The following is an 18485-nucleotide window of genomic DNA, read 5'->3' as shown; positions in this document are numbered from 1 at the left end:
TCCTTATTGTTGTGGGGCGACTACTCTGTTTAGCAGGACAAACGCCCGATGGGAATAAATCCCTGGTATGAAGTGTCAGCTCGATACTGTGTCCTTACCTGTTGCGGAGTGCTGCATGAAACCTCGAAAGTCCCCGGTCGCCGTCCTCGCCTTGATCCTTGCCTATGGTGCCGGCGCCCAGGCGGTGGAGTACAAGGACGTCAACCGCACCGCCAGCCAGATCAGCTTCACCTACAAGCAATTGGGGCAGCGGGTATACGGCACCTTCAGCGACTTCGAGGGCACCTTGACCTTCGATACGCAACAGCCGGAAGCCGGGCATGCCTTGCTCAGGATACAGCTCGCCAGCATCGACGCCGGCAGCCCGGACGCCAACGATGAGCTGCAACGCGCCTCCTGGTTCGATACCGCGACCTACCCGGTGGGCGTGTATGAATCCACCGGGGTCAAGGCGCTGGGGGGTAACCGCTACACGGTCAGCGGTAACCTGACAATCAAGGGCACCACGCGGCCGGTGGACGTCGACGTGGTGCTCAAGGAGCAGGGCGGCATTGGTGTGTTCGACGGCGAGTTCATCCTCAGGCGTGGCGACTTCAAGATCGGCGAGGGCGAGTGGGCCGGCAACAGCGTGGTGTCCAATGACATCAACATCAAGTTCAAGATGGTCGCGCCGCAGCGTTAACGGGCGAACTTCTTCGCGCCAGCCACACAGCCGATCACCGCGACGGTGACCAGCACCATGCCCAGGCTGACCTGCTCATGCAACAGGCCCGCCGCCAGCGCCAGGCCGAAGAAAGGTTGCAGCAATTGCAACTGGCCGACGGCGGCGATCCCGCCCTGGGCCAAGCCGCGATACCAGAACACAAAGCCGATCAGCATGCTGAACAACGCCACATAGCCCAGGCTGAGCCAGGCGGGCAGCGTGATGTCGCTGAAGCTCGTGGGCGCCAGTATCAGGCTCAGTGGCACCACCACCGGTATCGAGACCACCAACGCCCAGCAGATCACCTGCCAGCCGCCGAGGCTGCGTGACAGCTTGGCGCCTTCGGCATAGCCCAAGCCGCAGACCAGCACCGCCAGCAGCATCAGCAGGTCGCCGGCCGGCGCGGCGCTCAAACCCTGGGCGAAGGCATAGCCCATCACCAGCACACTGCCCAGGATCGAAAACAGCCAGAACACCGGGCGCGGACGCTCGCCGCCGCGTAGCACGCCAAACACTGCGGTGGCCAATGGCAGCAAGCCGATGAACACGATGGAGTGGGCCGAGGTTACGTATTGCAACGCCAGGGCGGTGAGCAGCGGGAAGCCGATCACCACGCCCAGGGCGACAATCGCCAGGGGCATCCACTGCTGGCGGGCGGGGCGTTTTTCCTTGAACAGCCACAGCAGCAACACGCCCAGCAGGGCGGCGATGGCCGCGCGGATCATGGTGAGGAATACCGGGTCGAACTCCATCACGGCCAGGCGCGTGGCGGGCAAGGAGCCACTGAAGATCACCACGCCGATAAAGCCGTTGATCCAGCCTTGGGCGCTGGTATTCAAGGTGTCGAGAGAGGAGGTGCGTTCCATGATCAGGCGTCCGGACAAGGAGGGGTTGCGTTGCGGTCATCCTAGGGGTGAGGATTGAGACAATCAAAAAATTGTCATGGATACAGCCCAATGCCCCGCGCCCGCTACAAGTCGTTGGTCGATACCTTTGCCCAAGCCATCCGCAGCGGAGCCATGTCTCCCGGCACACGCCTGCCAACCCACCGGCAACTGGCCGCCGAGCATGGCCTCGCGCTGGTCACCGCCAGCCGGGTGTATGCGGAGCTTGAGGGGATGGGACTGGTCAGCGGTGAAGCCGGGCGTGGCACCTTTGTACGCGAAATCTCGCTGCCGCCGGGGCAGGGCAGCGGGCAGATGACGGTGGCGCCGGGCATGCTCGACCTGAACTTCAATTACCCCTCGTTGCCGGGCCAGGCGGATATGTTGCGTACGGCGTTGCGCCAGTTGGCACTCTCCGGCGACCTCGAAGCCCTGTTGCGTTACCAGCCCCATGCGGGCCGCTTGCATGAGCGCGCAGCGTTTGCGCGGCATTTGCTCAGTCGAGGGTTGAGGGTGGACGCCGAGCAGGTGCTGCTGGTCAGCGGCGCCCAGCACGGCCTGGCGGTGACGATGATGGCCTTGCTCAAGCCTGGCGATGTGATCGCCGTGGATGCCTTGACCTATTCGGGGTTCAAGGTGCTGGCCGAGACCCTGCACCTGGAAATCGTCGCGATCCCGGTCACCCCGCTGGGGCCGGACCTGGATGCGCTGCACAAGCTGTGTCGCAAGCGCCCGGTGCGCGCGGTGTACAGCATGCCAACCCTGCACAATCCATTGGGCTGGGTGATGGACATGGCCCGGCGCGAACAGCTGGTGTCGATCGCCCGTCAGCACAATCTGATGATCATCGAAGACGCGGCCTACGCGTTCCTGGCCGAAGACGCGCCGCCGCCGCTGGCGACATTGGCACCCGAGCGCACGGTGTATGTGGGCGGGCTGTCGAAAAGTGTCGCGACCGGGTTACGTGTCGGGTTCGTCGCAGCGCCAATGGAATGGGTAAAACCACTGGAGCGCACCCTCATGGCCACCACCTGGAACGTGCCGGGCGTGATGAGCGCCATTGCGGTGGCCTGGCTCGAAGATGGCACGGTGGCGCAACTGGAAGCACAGAAGCGCCAGGATGCCCAGGCGCGGCAGACCTTGGCGGCGCAGGTGCTGAAGGGGCTGGCCTACGTGAGCCATCCGTCCTCGTATTTCCTATGGTTGCCCCTCGGGGAAGAGGCGCGGGCCGATCAGGTGGCCATGAGCTTGCAGCGCGAGGGCATTTCCGTGTCCACCGCCGAGCCGTTTGCCGTTTCGGCCCATGTGCCCCACGCACTGCGCCTGGCCTTGGGCTCGGTGGCGCTGCCAGCGCTGCGCGAAGCGCTGTTGACGGTGCGCAAGGGGGTGGCGTGGTGAGCCGGTTTCAGCGGCTCACCGCTGGGCATCAGTACTTGTAGGCCTGACGTCCGATCAGCAGCCATTTGCCTTTTTGCTTCTGCCAGACCTGGAAGTTGTCGATATCGGTGGGCACTTCAACGCCACTGTTCACCGCCAGGGCATGGAAGTGGTTGCGCACCAGTGCGGTGTCGCCTTGCAGGGTGATGGTCTGGTTTTGCATTTCCAGGGTCTTGAACGCGCTGGTGTGGGTTTCCAGGTCAGCAATGAATTGGTCTTTGTTCTGCACCTTGCCGCTGGAGTGGCCGTAGGTGAGCTTGTCGGAGGTCAGTGCGTGAAGCTGCTTGAGGTCCAGGTGCAGCATGGCCTGGGTCAGTTGGTCGACCGCTTGGGCCACGTCCTTTTCGGCTGGGGCAGGCGCTGCGGCGACATAGCCGCTGAACAGGCACAGAAAACCGATCAACACTTTGACGTTTTGCATGGATGTTTCCTTATTGTTGTTGGGGGCTGGCACGACGGGTTAGGTCGTCGTACAACCATGCAATATTTCAGATGGGGAAGGAAAGTGAAATTTTGAAATATCCTGAAAAGCTTCGGCTTTATGGCGTTATAAATAGATCTTGTGCTTATGTGATGTCCTAAGACATCAAGCAATGCACGCCTTGCTTCCTGCACGGGTAGCACATCGCTATGCTAGCGCCGAAACCCCACGGCGCCCGGGAGACAACATGGATTTTGACTGGCACAGCGACCCCATCACCCGCACTACCCCCGTCACCCCGCACTACAAGAACACTCAGAACGTTCGCCGCTTCATGCTTGAACACTGCGGCCCAGGGTTCAAGTTCGACCGGCCGTTCATGGCCTGGATTCGCAACGACAGGCCCAAGACCCTGGGCGACGTGGTGGATGAGTGGCAACGTCGCAACGAGGAAGCACGCCCATGACCCGCGACGAAAAATACCAGGCCGCCCAACTGCGCATCGGCTATCAGTTGAATGAGTTCAAGATCGGCGGCAACTACACGCCGCTGGTCCGCGATGGCAACCACCTGTATATCAGCGGCCAGATCCCGCGTGTCGGCGATGCCATCGTGCTGCCGGGCAAGGTCGGTGACAGCCTGACCCTGGCCCAGGCGCAAATCGCCGCTGGCATCAGCGCGTTGCGCTGCCTGGGGTTACTCCAGCAAGCCCTGGGTTCGCTGGACCAGATCAAGGCCATCCCGCGCATCACCGTGTACGTGCGCAGTGCCGAGGATTTTGATCAGCAGAGTGAAGTGGCCAACGGCGCGTCGGACCTGTTGCACGAGATTCTCGGCAGCGCCGGGGTGCATACGCGGACGTCGATCGGCGTGATGCAGCTGCCGAAGTCGGCGGCGGTGGAGATCGACATGATTGCGCTGGCGCACGGCTGAGCGAGCGATGATTACCCACGGCACGGCAATCCTGTTGATTGCCGTGCCCCTGCCTTGAGTTAGAGTGCCGGCGTACGCGGCGGCACCAGGCGCTTGCTGCCGGTCGACTCATACGCCGACGCAAACCGCAGCAACGCCGAGTCATCATAGGCGCGCCCGGCAAACGTCAGCCCCACCGGCATGCCGATATCGGCCATCACGCCCATGGGCACGGTGACGGTCGGCACGCCCAGGTGGCGGATGGCAAGGTTGCCGTTGGCCACCCACACGCCGTTGCTCCAGGCGATGTCGGCAGAGGCTTCGTTCACATCGGCGTCAGCCGGGCCTACGTCGGCCACGGTGGGGAACAGCACGGCGTCGAGGCCAAGCTTGTCCATCCAGTCTTCCAGGTCGATCCGGCGCGTCTGTTCCAGGCCGCGCAGGCCATCGGGGACGGTGCTGATCCGGTCCCACGGGGTGATGCCACGCTGGGCCATGCGCACGTACTCGTCCATGCCGGCGGCCAGGTCGTCTTCGCGGTTGGGCAGGGTGCCTGGGTCGTGGGGGAAGATCTTCGGCCCGTCCACATCCGCCAGGCGGTTGAGCGCTGGGTCGTCGTTGGCGCGCAGGAAGTCATCGAAGGCCCACGCCGAGAGCTCCCACAGTTCATCGTGCAGGAATTCCTTGGACACCAGCCCACGGGTAAACACGGTGGGCGCGCCGGGGCGGTCGCCTTCGCAGTTGGACACCAGCGGGAAATCCACGTCGATCACTTCAGCGCCGGCCGCCACCAAGGCTTGGCGGGCGTCGTTCCACAGGTCGATAACGCTGGCGCGGGTGTTGATCTTCTGCCCGGTGGGGCCGCCGATGCCGGGTTTCTCGCTGGTGCCGGCGTCGGGGTCGGCATTGATGTACATGCGCGGTACGCCAAAGCGCTTGCCTGCGAGGGAGGCCGCGCTCACGGCCAGGTCAGCGTAAGACGCCGGGCGCACCGAGGCGACGCTCGGGATCGGCACCCAGGGCTGCAGGCGCCACAGGTCGCCACGGGTGTCCGGGTCTTCGGCCACCACCACATCGAGCACTTCCAGCAGGTCGGCCATGGTGCGTGCGTAGGGCACCACCACGTCCATGGTGGGTGTGAGCGGCCAGTTGCCGCGCACCGAAATCACCCCCCTGGACGGCGTGTAGGCGCACAGGCCGTTGTTGGACGCCGGACCGCGCCCGCTGGACCAGGTTTCTTCGGCCAGGCCAAAGGCCGAGAAACTGGCTGCCGTCGCCGTGCCGGCACCGTTGGACGAGCCGGAAGCAAACGGTGCCGTCAGGTAGTTGGCGTTGTACGGGCTTTCCGCCCGACCATAGACGCCACGCTGCATGCCGCCATTGGCCATCGGCGGCATATTGGTCTTGCCCAGGCAGATAGCGCCGCCGGCGCGCAGGCGCTCGATGGTGAACGCATCGCGTTGGGCCACCAGGTCGGCAAACGCCGGGCTGCCGGAGGCCGCCGTCAGGCCCTTGACCAGGTAGCTGTCCTTGGCGGTGTAGGGAATGCCATCCAAAGGCCCCAGGGTTTCGCCTTTGGCCCGGCGCGCATCGGACGCCTCGGCTTCTTCGAGCGCCCGTGGGTTGCGCACCACCACGGCGTTCAAGGCAGTGGCGGTCTGCGGACCGTCATAGGCATCGATCCGCGCCTGGTAGGCTTCTACCAGTTCAACGGCCGTGGTCTGGCCGGATTCAAGTGCCGCGCGCAATTGGGCAATGGAAACTTCGGTAACTTGCATCAGGTTTTTTTCGCCGCCTTCAGGTGGGGGTATGGCGGCAGTCTACGTACAGATATTTCACAAAACCAGCGCGGCATAACTCGCATAGGCCGCGCGCATCACCTGCCAAGTGGCGTCGTCGGCAGGAATCAGATGTTCGATGCGCAGGGAGGAAAGAGTGATGTCCTGGGGCATGCCGAAGGTGGTGAAGGTGGAGAGAAAACTCAGTTCGCCCCGGCTTGAGCGGATGCGCGTCAGCACCAGCGGCGGCATGTCGGCGGGCAGCTCGGTGCTGGCCGGCGTCGGTAAACGCGCCAGCAGGGCGGCCAGTTCAGGATTGCCCAGCGCCTCACGGGTGGCGCGTTGCCAGGCGAGAGTGCGGACCTCGTTGGCGTTGATCAGGTGATCGCCCAGGCCGCCCGACTGCAACAGCGTGGTCAGCAGGTTAAAGTCCTCGGCTGAATCGGACGGGATGCCAGCCAGATCAAACAACACGGCGGTGCTGGCGGTCGCTGGCTTCGCTGGTGCCGTATTTTGTGCTGACGGCGGTGTTTGTGTCGGTGGGGCCGTTGCTTTATCTGGTGGTGAATGGGCTTGAACCGTTCAGCGAGAAGACCGTTTGACGCAAACTTCCTCTGTTGAGAGGGCTTGTTGTGGCAAGCCCGCTCGCCACAACAGATTCGTTCGGCTCAAGGGTTGAGGAAGGCCTGGTAGTTGTCCTTGGTGATCTGCTGATAAGGAATGGTCAGCTCAGCCGTGTACGGCTCCTTCTTAACCATTTTCACCGCCAGGTCAATCGAGCCCACGGCCTGGCCCTTGTTGTCCTGATACACCGTCACCAGCAACTGGCCTTTCTTCACTGCATCCAGCCCGGCAGCCCCGCCGTCGCTGCCCGCCACCAGGATGTCCTTGCCCGGCTGCATGCCCGCCTGGCTGATCGCCATGGCCGCGCCGATCGCCATCTCATCCGCGTTTGCCGCCACCGCATCGATTTTGCGCCCGGACACGATCCAGTTGTTCATCAGGTCAATCGCTTTGCTGCGCTGCCATTCCGCGCTCTGTTCCTCGACGATCTTGATGTCGGGATACTCCTTGAGCACGGTCTTCACCCCCAGCGTCCGATTATGCGTGGCGTTGTTGGACAGAAGCCCGAGCATGATCGCCAGGTTGCCCTTGCCACCCATTTTCTCGGCCAGGTAGCGCATCTGGATTTCACCGGCCTTGACCTCGTCCGAGCCCACATACCCCACGCCCGGTGGCAACTGCTGGGCATCCGGGCGGCGGTTGACGTACACCAGCGGCGTCTTGGCTTGCTGGGCGTTGGCGGTCATTTTTTGCGTGGCGGCAGTGTCCACCGGGTTGACGATAATCGCGTCCATGCCCTGGGCGGTGAAGTTCTGCACCTGGTTGAGCTGGCGCACCACGTCGCCCTGGGCGTCTTCGAATTGCAGGGTCACGCCGGGCAGTTGCTTGGCGTGGGCGGCCATGTAGTCACGCATCTGCGCGAGGAAGACGTCGTCGACCTGGGCGATGCTCACGCCGATGCGTATATCGGCCAGCGCCCAGGGGCTTATCGCCAGGGTCAGGAGTGCCGCAAGGAGTTGCTTCTTCATGATGGTGCTCCGTTGTTTTTGTTGTTGTTGAAACAGAGGGTTCACGCCTGGCGCTTGGTCCGCAGTTGCTCCACGGCAGCGGCAAACGCCGGGAATGGCCAGCGTTCGTCGAGGGCTTGCTGCATCAGTTGCTGCCCGGTTTGCGGGGCCAGGCCCTTCAAGGGCGGGTCGGTGTCGAGGTTGGTGGGGAAGGAATAGCCGTCGGCGGTGCAGGCGATCACCGCCGCCACGGCCTGGGCATCCAGTGCGGTGTTGTCCAGCAAGGCCGGGTACACCGCCAGCATCATGCGGTCGCGGTCGAGGGCTTCCATGGGCTTGCCGAACGCCGAGGAAATCTGCAACAGGTTGGCCATGCGTTGGCGGTCGGCTGTGCGGTTGGTGCCGGCGGCATGGAACAGCGCCGGGTTGAAGAACAGCAGGTCGCCCTTGTTCAGCGGCAGTTGCACGGCGTGCTGCTGGAAATAGTCGATAAACTCCGGACGCCGCCACGCCAGGTAACCCAGGGCGTATTGCTGGGAAAACGGCAGCAACTGGGTCGGGCCGGTTTCCAGCGGCATGTCCGAGTGCGCCACCGCGCCTTGCAACGTCAGGTACTGGGACAGCAGGTGCAGGGGCAGGGGAAAGCGCTCCACTACATCATTGGTCTGAAAGCCCAGGTGGTAATCGCGGTGCGGTTGCTGGGCCTGGCCACCGGGATGCACCACGTTGACCTGCGCCGTGACCTGATAGCTCGGCCCCAGCCACGCCTCGGCAATCAACCCCAACAGCGGGTTGGCGTAGTACTCCACAAACGACGCCGGCGACTGCAGCGCGGCTTTCTGCAATGAATTCCAGATGCGCCCGTTGCTGCCGGCCTTGGCGAAGTGATCGGCCGCCACGCCCTGCGCCGCCTCATGGGCAAAGATCGCCTCGAACACCTGGCTGTGGCGGTCGACCACTTCCAGGTCTTCATAGGCCCGGCGCACCACCATCACCCCGGGCCCCTCGCGGAACAGGTGGTGCAGTTCATTCATCACCGCCAGGCGGTCGCTGTTGCGCAGGGTGTGGGCCTGATAGATCGGCACATTGCTCTGCACTTGAGCGCAGAGAGGGTAATCCTCTCGGCTCACGCGTTGCGCACAGATGTCATTGAAATCCGCCAGGCGCACGGCCTGTTCCGTCACGAACGCCGACATCACACACCTCCCAGCGCCTGATTCGGTTGCGGGCTGCCGCCGTCGGTACAGCCGACCACGCCTTGCTCCAGGTCGATCACCGAGCCGGTCATCATTCCCGACTCGCTGGACAGCAGGAAGGCCACGCTGCGCGCCACTTCTTCAGGCTTGAGCAGGCGCCCGAACGGCTGCGCGCGCTCGGCCTTTTCCAACCAGCCATCCTGGGCACCGTGGTACTGGCGCTGGATGTCATCTTCGTGGGGCGTGTCCATCCAGCCGATGTTCAGGCCATTGACTCGGATGCGATTGCGCAGGGCACTGAACGCCACATTTTTGGTGAGGATCGCCAGCGCGCCCTTGGACGCGGCATAGGCACTCAGGAACGATTGCCCGCCGTGCCCGGTGACGCTCTGGATATTCACCACCGCGCCTTCCACGCCGTTGCTGATCATCAGCTTCAGCGCCTCCTGCATCAGGAAAAACGGCGCCCGCACATTCACCGCCATCAGCCGATCAAACAGCTCGGGCGAGGTGTCCAGGATGGTGCCGCGATCCGACATCCCGGCGCAGTTGACCAGCCCATGCAAGGTGCCGAAGTGGGCACGCGCCGCATCGATGATCGCGCGGCAATCCTCGACCTTCTCCAGGTCCGCCTCGACAAAAAACGCCGGGCAATCCAGCTGGGCCAACTGCCGCACCTGCTCTTCACCCTGGGCGCGTCGTCGCCCGCAGATGATCAGCCCGGCGGCGCCACGTTGCGCCAGGGTACGGGCGACCGCCGCGCCCAGGCCCTGGGTGCTGCCGGTGACGACAAAGTATTGGCCGCTGAACGACGTGGCGAAATCGGTGTTAGGCATGCAGTTCTCCAGGAGTTTTTGTTGTTGTGCATCGTCCGGCTCGACGCCGGACAAAACTGAGACTAGCATTGCAAAACCTCAGTAATACCCAAAAAACACCTCAAAAACACCTCATGCGAGGCTCCATGCTCGAACGCGCCAAACACTTCTCCATCAAGCAACTGGCGATGCAGGCCGGCGTCAGCAAAGCTACGGTCGACCGCGTCCTGCATCAGCGTGGCAGCGTGCATGCCCAGACCCGGCGGCGTATCGAGCAGGCGCTGGAGGAGTTGGAGTCCCAGGAAAAAAACGGCCTGGCGGTAGGGCGCACGTTCCACGTCGACGTGATCATGCACACGCCCAAGCGCTTCAGTAGCGCGGTGCAGACGGCGATTACCGCACAACTGGGCAGCCTGGCGCCGTTCCGCATTGCTCCGCGCTTTCACCTGTTCGAGGAGATCGAACCCCAGGCCATGCACGATCAACTGCTGCGCTGCCTGGATACCGGCAGCCAGGGCGTGGTGCTCAAGGCCGCCGATGAGCCGGCGGTGAACCTGGCGGTCAAGCAACTGATCGCTGCGGGGATTCCGGTGGTGACCCTGGTTACGGATTTGCCGCAAAGCGAGCGCATCGGCTATGTCGGCATGGACAACCGCACCGCCGGCCAGACCGCTGCCTACCTGATGTCGCGCTGGCTGCCGACGCAGCCCCAGGACGTGGCGGTGGTGATTGGCAGCGAACTGTTCCGTGGCGAAGAAGAGCGCGAGATGGGCTTTCGTGCCTGGCTGCGTGGGCGTGCCGCGCACCTGCGAGTGCTGGACGTGAGCGGCGGCTTTGGGGTGTACGACCGCACCTTCGAGCGGGTGACCCAGGCGCTGCAACAGCATCCCGAGCTCAAGGCGGTGTACAGCGTCGGCGGCGGCAATCGCGCGATTGTCGACGCGTTCGCGGCCCTGGATCGGCCACTGGAGGTGTTTATCGGTCACGACCTTGACGAAGAAAACCGCCAATTGCTGCGCGAAGAAAAGGTCGCGGCGATCATCGATCACAACCTGCAGATCGATGCCCGCCACGTGTTCCTGCACATCCTGCACTACCACCGGCTATGGAAGGCCGGGCCGATTGCACCGTCCCAGGTGCAGATCGTCACGCCGTTCAACCTGCCGGACTGAATCTCCCTCAATAACAACATCAGGAGTTCGACCATGCTGAGAATCGCCGTCCTGGGTGCCGGGCGCATCGCCAGGATCCACGCCGCCAATGTCGCCGCCCATCCCAATGCCACGCTGGTGCTGGTGGCCGACCCCTGGCGCGAAGGGGTCGATGCCTTGAGTACCCAACTGGGGTGTGAGGCGGCCTACGATTGCGCCGCGGTGCTTACGCGTAATGACATCGACGCCGTGGTGATCGGTACGCCCACCGACACCCATATCGACCTGTTGCTGGCGGCGGTCGCCGCAGGCAAGGCGGTGCTTTGCGAAAAACCCATCGACCTCGATATCGTCAAGGCCCGTAGCGCCGCCCAAGCCGTGGAGCGCCAGGGCGGCCGCGTGATGCTCGGCTTCAACCGGCGCTTCGACCCAGACATGCTGCGCCTGCGCGCAGCCCTCGACGCCGGGCAGATCGGCGCGGTGCGCCAAGTCATCATCACCAGCCGCGACCCCGGCCTGGCCCCGCGTGACTACCTGGCCCACTCCGGTGGCATCCTGCGCGACATGACCATCCACGACTTCGACACCGCCCGCCACCTGCTCGGCGAAGAACCGGTGGAAGTCAGCGCCATCGCCAGCCGCCTGGTCGACCCCGCTCTGGCCGAGATCGACGACTACGACAGCGTGATGGTGCTGCTGCGCACCGCCTCCGGCAAGCAATGCCACATCAACTGCTGCCGCCAGGCGGTGTACGGCTACGACCAGCGCGTCGAAGTCTCCGGCGCCACCGGCGTGCTGCTCACCGACAACCACCGCCCCAGCACCCTGCGCCACTGGAGTGCCGAACACACCGAGGCGCTGGAGCCGTTGCAGCACTTTTTCCTGGAGCGCTATGCGGATGCGTATCGCAATGAGCTGGCGCAGTTCATCGACGCATTGAACAACGGCACAGCATTGCCCACCAGCGTGCGGGATGGGTTGTATGCGTTGCATTTGGCGGAGTGTGCGTTGGAGTCGGTGAGGACTGGGCGTGGGGTGACGGTCAGTTACGACCTTTAGCCAAAGGGGCTGGCGCCCGTGCGGTCGACGAGACGAATGCTATCGCGCCCACCGCGCTTGGACTCATACAGCGTGGTATCCCCTTGCTCGATCAGCGCCGTCAAACTCGGCGGCGGCTGGTCGAACAGGTTCGCGCCAATGCTCAGCGTCACCGGCGCCGGCGTGGTGAAGTGCTGTGCGGCCAGTTGCTGGAACTGGTCGCGCAGGCTGCTGCCCAGTTCGACAATCTGTTCGGTGGACGCCGGGTTCAGCAGGATCACGAATTCATCCCCGCCCAGGCGGGCGGCCAGTGCGCCTTGGGGCACCACGCTGCGGATCATCTCGCTGAGGGCGACCAGCAGGCGGTCGCCGGCGCTGTGGCCGTGGAGGTCGTTGACCGATTTGAAGTTATCGATGTCGATCAGCAGCAGGGCACCCGGTTGGGCGGGTGAAACCTGGGCGAGCAAGCGTGGTGCGCGCAGGTCAAGGGCACGGCGGTTGTAGAGGGCGGTGAGCGGGTCGCGGGCGGCGAGGCGGGCGATCTGCTGTTCGCGGCGATAGCGTTCGGAGCCGGTCATCGACAGTGCGATGAGCATGATCGCCATGGCGCCTTCCACCAGGGAGATCTGGATGATCTCGCCCTTGAAGGCCGCGAGGTCGATCAAGGTGCCGGGTATCAGCACCGAGAGCGCCTTGGCCACATAGAACGCGCCATGGATCAGCAGCACATAGCGCAACTGCACCGCGCCGATGCTCAGGGACTTGCCGTGGGGGCGCAGCAAGAAGCTGGCGCGCAGGGTCGGCAGCACCACCAACAGGGACTGCACCGCCAGCATGGCTTTGGACCAGGATGGATCGGCCGGCAACATCAGCATGCCCAGCCAGACCAGCAGCATCAGTAGCCACACGGGCGACAGCCGTGTTTGGGTGAACCGCGCCACACCCAGTAAAAACAGGAAGTGCGCGGTCACCAGCAGGCCGTTGGCGAACCAGATGCCGATCATCAGCAAGCCATTGAGCCGCAGCAGGGCGAGGGTGGAGCCGACGGTGATCGTCGCGAAACCTGCGCTCCAGCACAGCAGCGAAGGTTCGCGCACACTGCGCCATTCAACGGCCAGGTACAGGGCGGCAGCGGCTGCCAGGGCAACGGTGAGTGCCAAAATGGTGGGAGGGTCGAGCGTCATGTCTTGCCGGGTCTGCCTGGTGTGCGTTTAGAACCGGGATTGTAAGCGCACACGCAGGTTTTTCAGAGCATTCCGTGTGATGGCACACGGCCAGGCGATGTTCGGCAGGTCAGGCGCCCTTGGTCGAGGGCAGCAAGATGGTCAGGATGCCCACCAGCGGCAGGAACGAGCACAGTTTGTAGACATACTCGATGCCGTGGGTGTCCGCCAGCAGGCCGAGCAGCGCCGCGCCAATCCCGCTGAAGCCGAACATCAGGCCGAAGAAGATCCCGGCGATCATGCCCACATTGCCGGGCACCAATTCCTGGGCATACACCACGATGGCCGAGAAGGCCGATGCGATGATGAACCCGATCACCACGCTGAGTACCGCCGTCCAGAACAGGTCGACGTAGGGCAGGGCCAGGGTGAACGGTGCCGCGCCGAGGATCGAGAACCAGATGACTTTCTTGCGGCCGATCTTGTCGCCGATCGGCCCGCCGGCGAAGGTGCCGACGGCCACGGCGCCGAGGAACAGGAACAAATACATCTGCGAGCTTGCGACCGACAGCTGGAATTTCTCGATCAGGTAGAAGGTGAAGTAGCTGGTCAGGCTGGTCATGTACCAGTACTTGGAGAACACCAGTACGGCCAGCACCACCAGGGCAAAGGTCACGCGGCCTTTGGACAGGCCATGGGTGGCTTTGCCGCCTTGCTTGAGCTTGAACAGGTTGAGGTGGTGGCGGTACCAGCGGCTCAAGCCATACAGCACCAGGATGGCGAACACCGCAAACAGCCCGAACCAGGCGATATGGCCCTGGCCGTAGGGGATGATGATCGCCGCTGCGAGCAGAGGGCCCAAGGCGCTGCCGGTGTTGCCGCCGACCTGGAAGGTCGACTGCGCCAGGCCGTAGCGCCCGCCGGAGGCCAGGCGCGCGACGCGGGAGGTTTCCGGGTGAAAGGTCGACGAGCCCACGCCCACCAGGCCCGCCGCCAGCAGGATCGCCGGGAAGCTGCCGACAAACGCCAGCATCAGGATGCCGACCAGGGTGCATACCATGCCCGCCGGCAGCAGCCAGGGTTTGGGGTGGCGGTCGGTGTGATAGCCGATCCAGGGTTGCAGCAGGGAGGCGGTCAACTGGAAGGTCAGAGTGATCAGCCCGACCTGGGTAAATGTCAGGCCGTAGTTGGCCTTGAGCATCGGGTAGATCGATGGCAGCACAGCCTGGATCAAGTCATTGATCAAGTGGGCCAGGGCGCAGGCACCGAGGATGCGCATGACCAACGGGCTGGCCTGGGGCGCAGTGGTTGCAGCGGCGGGTGACGCGGTAAGGGTCGACATGCAGGCATTCCATACAAGGCAGCTAATCAGAGGCGGCCACTTCTTAAGGTGGCCATCCATTACAAAATGATTCGGCGTTCATGCTAGATTTGTCAGTAATGCCTGTCTCGCGCAATTGGGGCGGCAACTGTCGCAAAAAGGGCGAAATGATCAAACCTCTGAACGAATTTCTCCAGGAAATCAACGAAGGCGCCTGGGCTGTCATCAGTTCCGCCACCGATTACCCGGAAAACTGGGTGATCCCCGACCACAGCCACGAGAAGCATCAACTGCTCTACGCCATCGAAGGCGTGATGGTGGTGTACTCGGCGCTGAACCAGTGGACCGTGCCGCCCAACCGTGGCATCTGGATGCCCGCCGGGCACGTGCATTCCCTGCGTTGCGTGGGCACCCTGAAAATGCGCAGCGTGTTTGTGCGCCCGGATCGCTTCCCGAACATGCCCGGCGAGCCGAAAACCGTGAGTATCTCGCCGTTGCTGAGCGAGCTGATCAAGGCGTCCGTGAGCCTGAAGCCGCCGTACGCCGAAGACTCGCGGGATGCGCGGATCATGCACCTGATCCTCGACGAACTGGCGATCCTGCCGGCGTTACCGCTGTCCTTGCCGCAGCCCGCCGACCCGCGCCTGCAACGCATCTGCCTGGCGCTGCAGGAAGAGCCGGGCGATGCCTCCACCGTCGCGGACTGGAGCGAGCGCCTGCACCTGGACCAGAAAACCATCCAGCGCCTGTTTCGCAAGGAAACCGGCATGACCTTCGGCCAATGGCGCCAGCAGGCGCGTTTGCTGCTGGCGCTGGAGCGCATTGCGGTGGGCGAGAAGGTGATCGATATCGCCATGGAGCTGGGTTATGACAGCCCGAGTGCGTTCACCAGCATGTTCAGGAAACAGTTTGGCAAGACACCGAGCCATTTTTTCCGCTAGCGCCGAGCAGCCCGTTGAACGTGTCGATATCCAGCGGCCGACTTAGGTAGTAGCCCTGGCCTTCGTCGCAGGACACCGCCCGGAGCATCTCCAGGTGCCCGGAGGTCTCGATACCCTCGGCGGTCACCGTCAATGCCAGGGCACGCCCCAGGCCGACGATGGCCTGGATGATCGCCTTGTCATCCTCACTGTCTTCCAGGCGGCTGAGGAAGCTGCGGTCGATCTTCAACCCGTCGAAGGGGAAGGCCCGCAGGTAGCTCAACGAAGAGTACCCGGTGCCGAAGTCATCCATGGCAATACGTATGCCCAGGCGTTTGAGGGTGTGCATTACCGCCAGTGCGCCCGCGGCGTCTTCGAGCATCACGCTTTCGGTGATTTCCAGTTCAACCCGCGCCGGATCGATCCCCGACGTCTTGAGGGCGTTGCGAATGCGCTCCACCAGGTCGCCACGCTTGAACTCCGTGGACGACAGGTTCACCGACACAAACAGTGCTTCGGGCCACTGGGCGGCGCAGGCGCAGGCGGTTTGCAGTACCCAGTCGCTCAGCGACAGGATCAGCCCTGACTCTTCGGCAATCGGTATGAAGGTGTCGGGTGGAATCAGCCCGCGCTGTGGGTGCTGCCAGCGCACCAGCGCCTCGGCGCCGACCATCCGCCCATCGGCAATGCGATAGCGTGGTTGGAAGTGCAGGCGCAGTTCGTTGTGCTTGATTGCAAAACGCAGGTCGCTTTCCAGGCGGCGACGCTCGATGATCCGTGCATTCATCTCCCCTGAGTAAAACCGCCAGGTGTTGCGGCCAGCAGCCTTGGCTTCGTATAGCGCGATATCGGCATAACGCAGCAGTTCGGTGGCTTCGCTGGCATCGTCGGGGGCCAGCACGATGCCGATACTCGCGCTGACGAACACTTCCTGCTCACCGATCCTGACCGCCTGTTCAACGGACTCGATCAAGCGCAGGCACAAGGACTCGACATCGTCCTGGGTCCCCGCATTCGTGAGGATCATCACAAACTCATCGCCACCCACCCGGGCTACCAGGTCGCCGTGGCGCACGCAATCGGCCAGGCGGGTCGACACTTCGTTGAGCACGTGGTCGCCCGCGGCGTGCCCGAGCAGGTCGTTGACCGGTTTGAAGCGGTCCAGGTCCAGGCTGAGCATGACCAAAGGCTGCCCCGACGCCGGCAGTGCCTTGAGCTTGTCGTCGAGGAACGCTTGCAGGCGCGTTCGGTTGGCCAGCCCGGTGAGTGCGTCGTGCTGAGACAGGAATTCAATGCGGCGCCGTGCTTCGACTTCCTCGGTCACGTCGGTGGCGGTTCCGCGGAAACCGCCACAGGGCATTTGCCTTGCCGCGAGCCGTGTGGTGCGTTCCTGGCCGTGGGCGTCGACGTAGCGGCATTGCACGCTGAGGTCCGCGGTACGGCTGGGGGTGTTCAGCCATTGCGAAAGCGCGCCGGCTTCCGTGTCCAGGAGCTCGTTGATGGCGGCGCCGATCCAGGTATGACGGGCCAGGCCGGTTACGTTCTCGAAGCGCTCCGACAAGTACGTGAAACGCCAGCCGGCGTCGATTTCCCAGACCCAATCGGAGCTGGCTTCCACCACATCGCGAAAGCGCGCTTCACTGGTAGTCAGGGCATTCTGGCTGTCTAGCAGCGACGCATGGCTGGCATCCAGGGCCAGGGCAGCGGCACTGGCGCGGCGCAGGATCACCCAGGTCATCAGGCATACCAGCAATGCGGCCAGGCCCAGCAGCGGCAAGCCAACACCCATCAACCGCACGCCTGGGCGCGCCGGCTGCCAATGCAGGCTGCCGGCTGCACCGTTTTCGCCCAGGGGGACCAGCAAGGTATTGCCGACCTCATCGGCGCTGGCGATATGCAGTTGATTCACCCCGAAATCATTGCCGATCAGGGCCAGGTGGGCGCTGTCGAGAATGTCGACAAACACCAGTACCGACGCGGGGCGCCCATCCACCTTCACCGTGGGGTCGGTGCCGGGCGTGATGGCGGCTGCGGCCACGAGTGCCGGGCTGCCGCGCACGTTGATGAAGGCGGTGACCGGCGTTTCCTGTTCGGCTCCGGCACGAGCCTGCTCGAGGACCTGCGTGATGGGCTGGGCGAGCCAGTCGCTGAGGTCAATGGGTTGCAGCTTGCCTTCGATTACGGCGTACACCGTGCTGTTGGCGTCGTTGACCACAAACAGCCCCTGGAAGCCGAAATCCTGGAACAGTGTGGCGCCGACGTTGCCGCGACCGTAGGCCCAATCGGTGTCCACCTTGAGGTGCAAGTGCTTGTAGGCGTCGCTCCAGAAGGCGTAGTCCTTGACGGTCACCCGCAGGGATTTTTCCAGGGACTGCACGGCTTTACGCGTGTAAAACGCGTTTTCCTCTTGCTCGGCGTGGTCCAGGTCATGGGCCAGGTAGATCAGCGAGTAGGCTGCTGCTGCAAATACCAGGACCAACAGGGCCGTGAAATTGAACAGTGAGGTCCGTGTCAGCGACAGGCTGGTGCGGTTGGAGAGCGTTCGGGTGATCGGGACGAGAGTGTTCGGCATTGTTTCCCGCAGGGCAGCGCTGCAAGTCAGGGGTATCCCTGGTTATCGGCGGCGCTGCTGGAAAACTGAACGCTCAGGTATCGCTGGTCGTCAGGTTGGCGAAAAAAATGCAGCCGATCAGCCGAGCAAACAGGCTGAGGGTTTCCGGCAGGTTGGGATCTTCGAACAGCATTGCCCGCGAATCCAGTGCACACAGCGCGCCGAACAGACGGCCGTCGGGCAGGAAGATCGGTGCACCGGCATAGCTCTCGATGGCGTATTGCTTGACCACCGGACGTGCGGCGAAGCGGCCGCTCTGGCTGATCTGCGGGATGAACAGGGTCTGTGGGTTGATACAGAACTCGCTGCACAACGTTGTTTCCAGCTCAAGCACGTCATCGACATGAATGCCCATGTCGACGGTGTCATGCACGGAGCAGACCACCCATTCCAGGTCGGTGAATTTGGCGATGCCGGCGAAGCGCATGCCGGTCAGGCGGGTAACCAGTTGCAGGATGCTGGTGGTGGCTTCTATTTCGGCAATGGCGGCGCGTTCATCTGCGCTGAGCAACGACTGTGGTGCGGTGACGCTTGGAACCATGGTTGAACTCTCCAGAAACATGG

At 63.5% G+C, this 18485-nt stretch carries 17 protein-coding genes and 2 pseudogenes; 8 read left to right on the top strand and 11 right to left on the bottom strand.

Annotated elements, in window-relative coordinates; genetic code table 11:
- Nucleotides 1-115: 115 nt before the first annotated feature.
- Entirely contained in the window at nucleotides 116-682 is a 567-nt protein-coding gene (locus AC3WP7_RS24100; protein ID WP_071487911.1) for a YceI family protein, read from the top strand.
- Here the strand turns inward: AC3WP7_RS24100 and AC3WP7_RS24095 are convergent.
- A complete protein-coding gene (locus tag AC3WP7_RS24095; RefSeq protein ID WP_102592584.1) occupies nucleotides 679-1569 on the bottom strand; it encodes a DMT family transporter in 891 nt (296 codons plus the stop codon). The genes AC3WP7_RS24100 and AC3WP7_RS24095 overlap by 4 nt on opposite strands.
- Nucleotides 1570-1659: 90 nt before the next feature.
- Here AC3WP7_RS24095 and AC3WP7_RS24090 point away from each other — a divergent pair, with 90 nt between their 5' ends.
- Entirely contained in the window at nucleotides 1660-2985 is a 1326-nt protein-coding gene (locus tag AC3WP7_RS24090; protein WP_102592583.1) for an aminotransferase-like domain-containing protein, read from the top strand.
- A gap of 28 nt (nucleotides 2986-3013) precedes the next feature.
- On the opposite strand, the gene AC3WP7_RS24085 is transcribed toward AC3WP7_RS24090, so the two are convergent.
- Nucleotides 3014-3445, bottom strand: a complete 432-nt coding sequence (locus tag AC3WP7_RS24085) for a nuclear transport factor 2 family protein (protein ID WP_058424070.1) — start codon at nucleotides 3443-3445, stop codon at nucleotides 3014-3016.
- Nucleotides 3446-3692: 247 nt separating this feature from the next.
- Here AC3WP7_RS24085 and AC3WP7_RS24080 point away from each other — a divergent pair, with 247 nt between their 5' ends.
- Together AC3WP7_RS24080 and AC3WP7_RS24075 are read left to right on the top strand one after the other, a co-directional pair.
- Entirely contained in the window at nucleotides 3693-3911 is a 219-nt protein-coding gene (locus AC3WP7_RS24080; protein WP_092244071.1) for a DUF6434 domain-containing protein, read from the top strand.
- Nucleotides 3908-4378, top strand: a complete 471-nt coding sequence (locus AC3WP7_RS24075; RefSeq protein ID WP_092244069.1) for a RidA family protein — start codon at nucleotides 3908-3910, stop codon at nucleotides 4376-4378. Before AC3WP7_RS24080 ends, AC3WP7_RS24075 begins: the two co-directional genes overlap by 4 nt.
- A 59-nt stretch (nucleotides 4379-4437) precedes the next feature.
- Here AC3WP7_RS24075 and AC3WP7_RS24070 read toward each other — a convergent pair whose 3' ends face one another.
- Entirely contained in the window at nucleotides 4438-6138 is a 1701-nt protein-coding gene (locus AC3WP7_RS24070) for an amidase (protein ID WP_172963356.1), read from the bottom strand.
- A 54-nt stretch (nucleotides 6139-6192) separates the two neighbouring features.
- Nucleotides 6193-6654: pseudogene (locus tag AC3WP7_RS24065) on the bottom strand (helix-turn-helix domain-containing protein); the annotation flags it as partial.
- Here AC3WP7_RS24065 and AC3WP7_RS24060 point away from each other — a divergent pair.
- Nucleotides 6621-6737 (top strand): annotated as a pseudogene (locus AC3WP7_RS24060) (DUF2834 domain-containing protein); the annotation flags it as partial. The pseudogenes AC3WP7_RS24065 and AC3WP7_RS24060 sit on opposite strands and share 34 nt — an antisense overlap.
- Before the next feature lie 66 nt (nucleotides 6738-6803).
- Here the strand turns inward: AC3WP7_RS24060 and AC3WP7_RS24055 are convergent.
- From AC3WP7_RS24055 to AC3WP7_RS24045, 3 genes are read right to left on the bottom strand one after another with little or no spacing between them, the layout of a single operon-like run.
- Nucleotides 6804-7727: a sugar ABC transporter substrate-binding protein gene (locus tag AC3WP7_RS24055; RefSeq protein ID WP_058424063.1), complete on the bottom strand. Its 924-nt coding sequence runs from the start codon at nucleotides 7725-7727 to the stop codon at nucleotides 6804-6806.
- Nucleotides 7728-7768: 41 nt separating this feature from the next.
- Nucleotides 7769-8902, bottom strand: coding sequence for a phytanoyl-CoA dioxygenase family protein (locus AC3WP7_RS24050; RefSeq protein ID WP_102592581.1), 1134 nt, complete (start codon nucleotides 8900-8902; stop codon nucleotides 7769-7771).
- Nucleotides 8902-9738: an SDR family oxidoreductase gene (locus AC3WP7_RS24045; protein WP_102592580.1), complete on the bottom strand. Its 837-nt coding sequence runs from the start codon at nucleotides 9736-9738 to the stop codon at nucleotides 8902-8904. Before AC3WP7_RS24045 ends, AC3WP7_RS24050 begins: the two co-directional genes overlap by 1 nt.
- A gap of 125 nt (nucleotides 9739-9863) precedes the next feature.
- Here AC3WP7_RS24045 and AC3WP7_RS24040 point away from each other — a divergent pair, with 125 nt between their 5' ends.
- Both AC3WP7_RS24040 and iolG read left to right on the top strand, forming a co-directional pair.
- Nucleotides 9864-10889 (top strand): LacI family DNA-binding transcriptional regulator, encoded by a 1026-nt coding sequence (locus AC3WP7_RS24040; RefSeq protein ID WP_092244048.1) that lies wholly within the window; start codon nucleotides 9864-9866, stop codon nucleotides 10887-10889.
- A gap of 33 nt (nucleotides 10890-10922) precedes the next feature.
- Nucleotides 10923-11927: an inositol 2-dehydrogenase gene (gene iolG / locus AC3WP7_RS24035; protein ID WP_102592579.1), complete on the top strand. Its 1005-nt coding sequence runs from the start codon at nucleotides 10923-10925 to the stop codon at nucleotides 11925-11927.
- Here iolG and AC3WP7_RS24030 read toward each other — a convergent pair.
- Nucleotides 11924-13090, bottom strand: a complete 1167-nt coding sequence (locus AC3WP7_RS24030) for a GGDEF domain-containing protein (protein WP_102592578.1) — start codon at nucleotides 13088-13090, stop codon at nucleotides 11924-11926. The genes iolG and AC3WP7_RS24030 overlap by 4 nt on opposite strands.
- 109 nt (nucleotides 13091-13199) lie before the next feature.
- Entirely contained in the window at nucleotides 13200-14411 is a 1212-nt protein-coding gene (locus AC3WP7_RS24025) for an MFS transporter (RefSeq protein WP_092244039.1), read from the bottom strand.
- 98 nt (nucleotides 14412-14509) lie between these two features.
- Here AC3WP7_RS24025 and AC3WP7_RS24020 point away from each other — a divergent pair, with 98 nt between their 5' ends.
- Nucleotides 14510-15331: an AraC family transcriptional regulator gene (locus AC3WP7_RS24020; protein WP_092244036.1), complete on the top strand. Its 822-nt coding sequence runs from the start codon at nucleotides 14510-14512 to the stop codon at nucleotides 15329-15331.
- Here the strand turns inward: AC3WP7_RS24020 and AC3WP7_RS24015 are convergent.
- Nucleotides 15288-17882, bottom strand: a complete 2595-nt coding sequence (locus tag AC3WP7_RS24015) for a bifunctional diguanylate cyclase/phosphodiesterase (RefSeq protein ID WP_092244033.1) — start codon at nucleotides 17880-17882, stop codon at nucleotides 15288-15290. The two genes, AC3WP7_RS24020 and AC3WP7_RS24015, sit on opposite strands and share 44 nt — an antisense overlap.
- A gap of 73 nt (nucleotides 17883-17955) precedes the next feature.
- Nucleotides 17956-18462, bottom strand: coding sequence for a GAF domain-containing protein (locus tag AC3WP7_RS24010; RefSeq protein WP_058424054.1), 507 nt, complete (start codon nucleotides 18460-18462; stop codon nucleotides 17956-17958).
- Nucleotides 18463-18485 lie beyond the last annotated feature (23 nt).

This window comes from Pseudomonas sp. FW305-3-2-15-C-LB1, from assembly GCF_058787615.1.
This window is presented reverse-complemented; position numbering and strand designations above follow the sequence as displayed.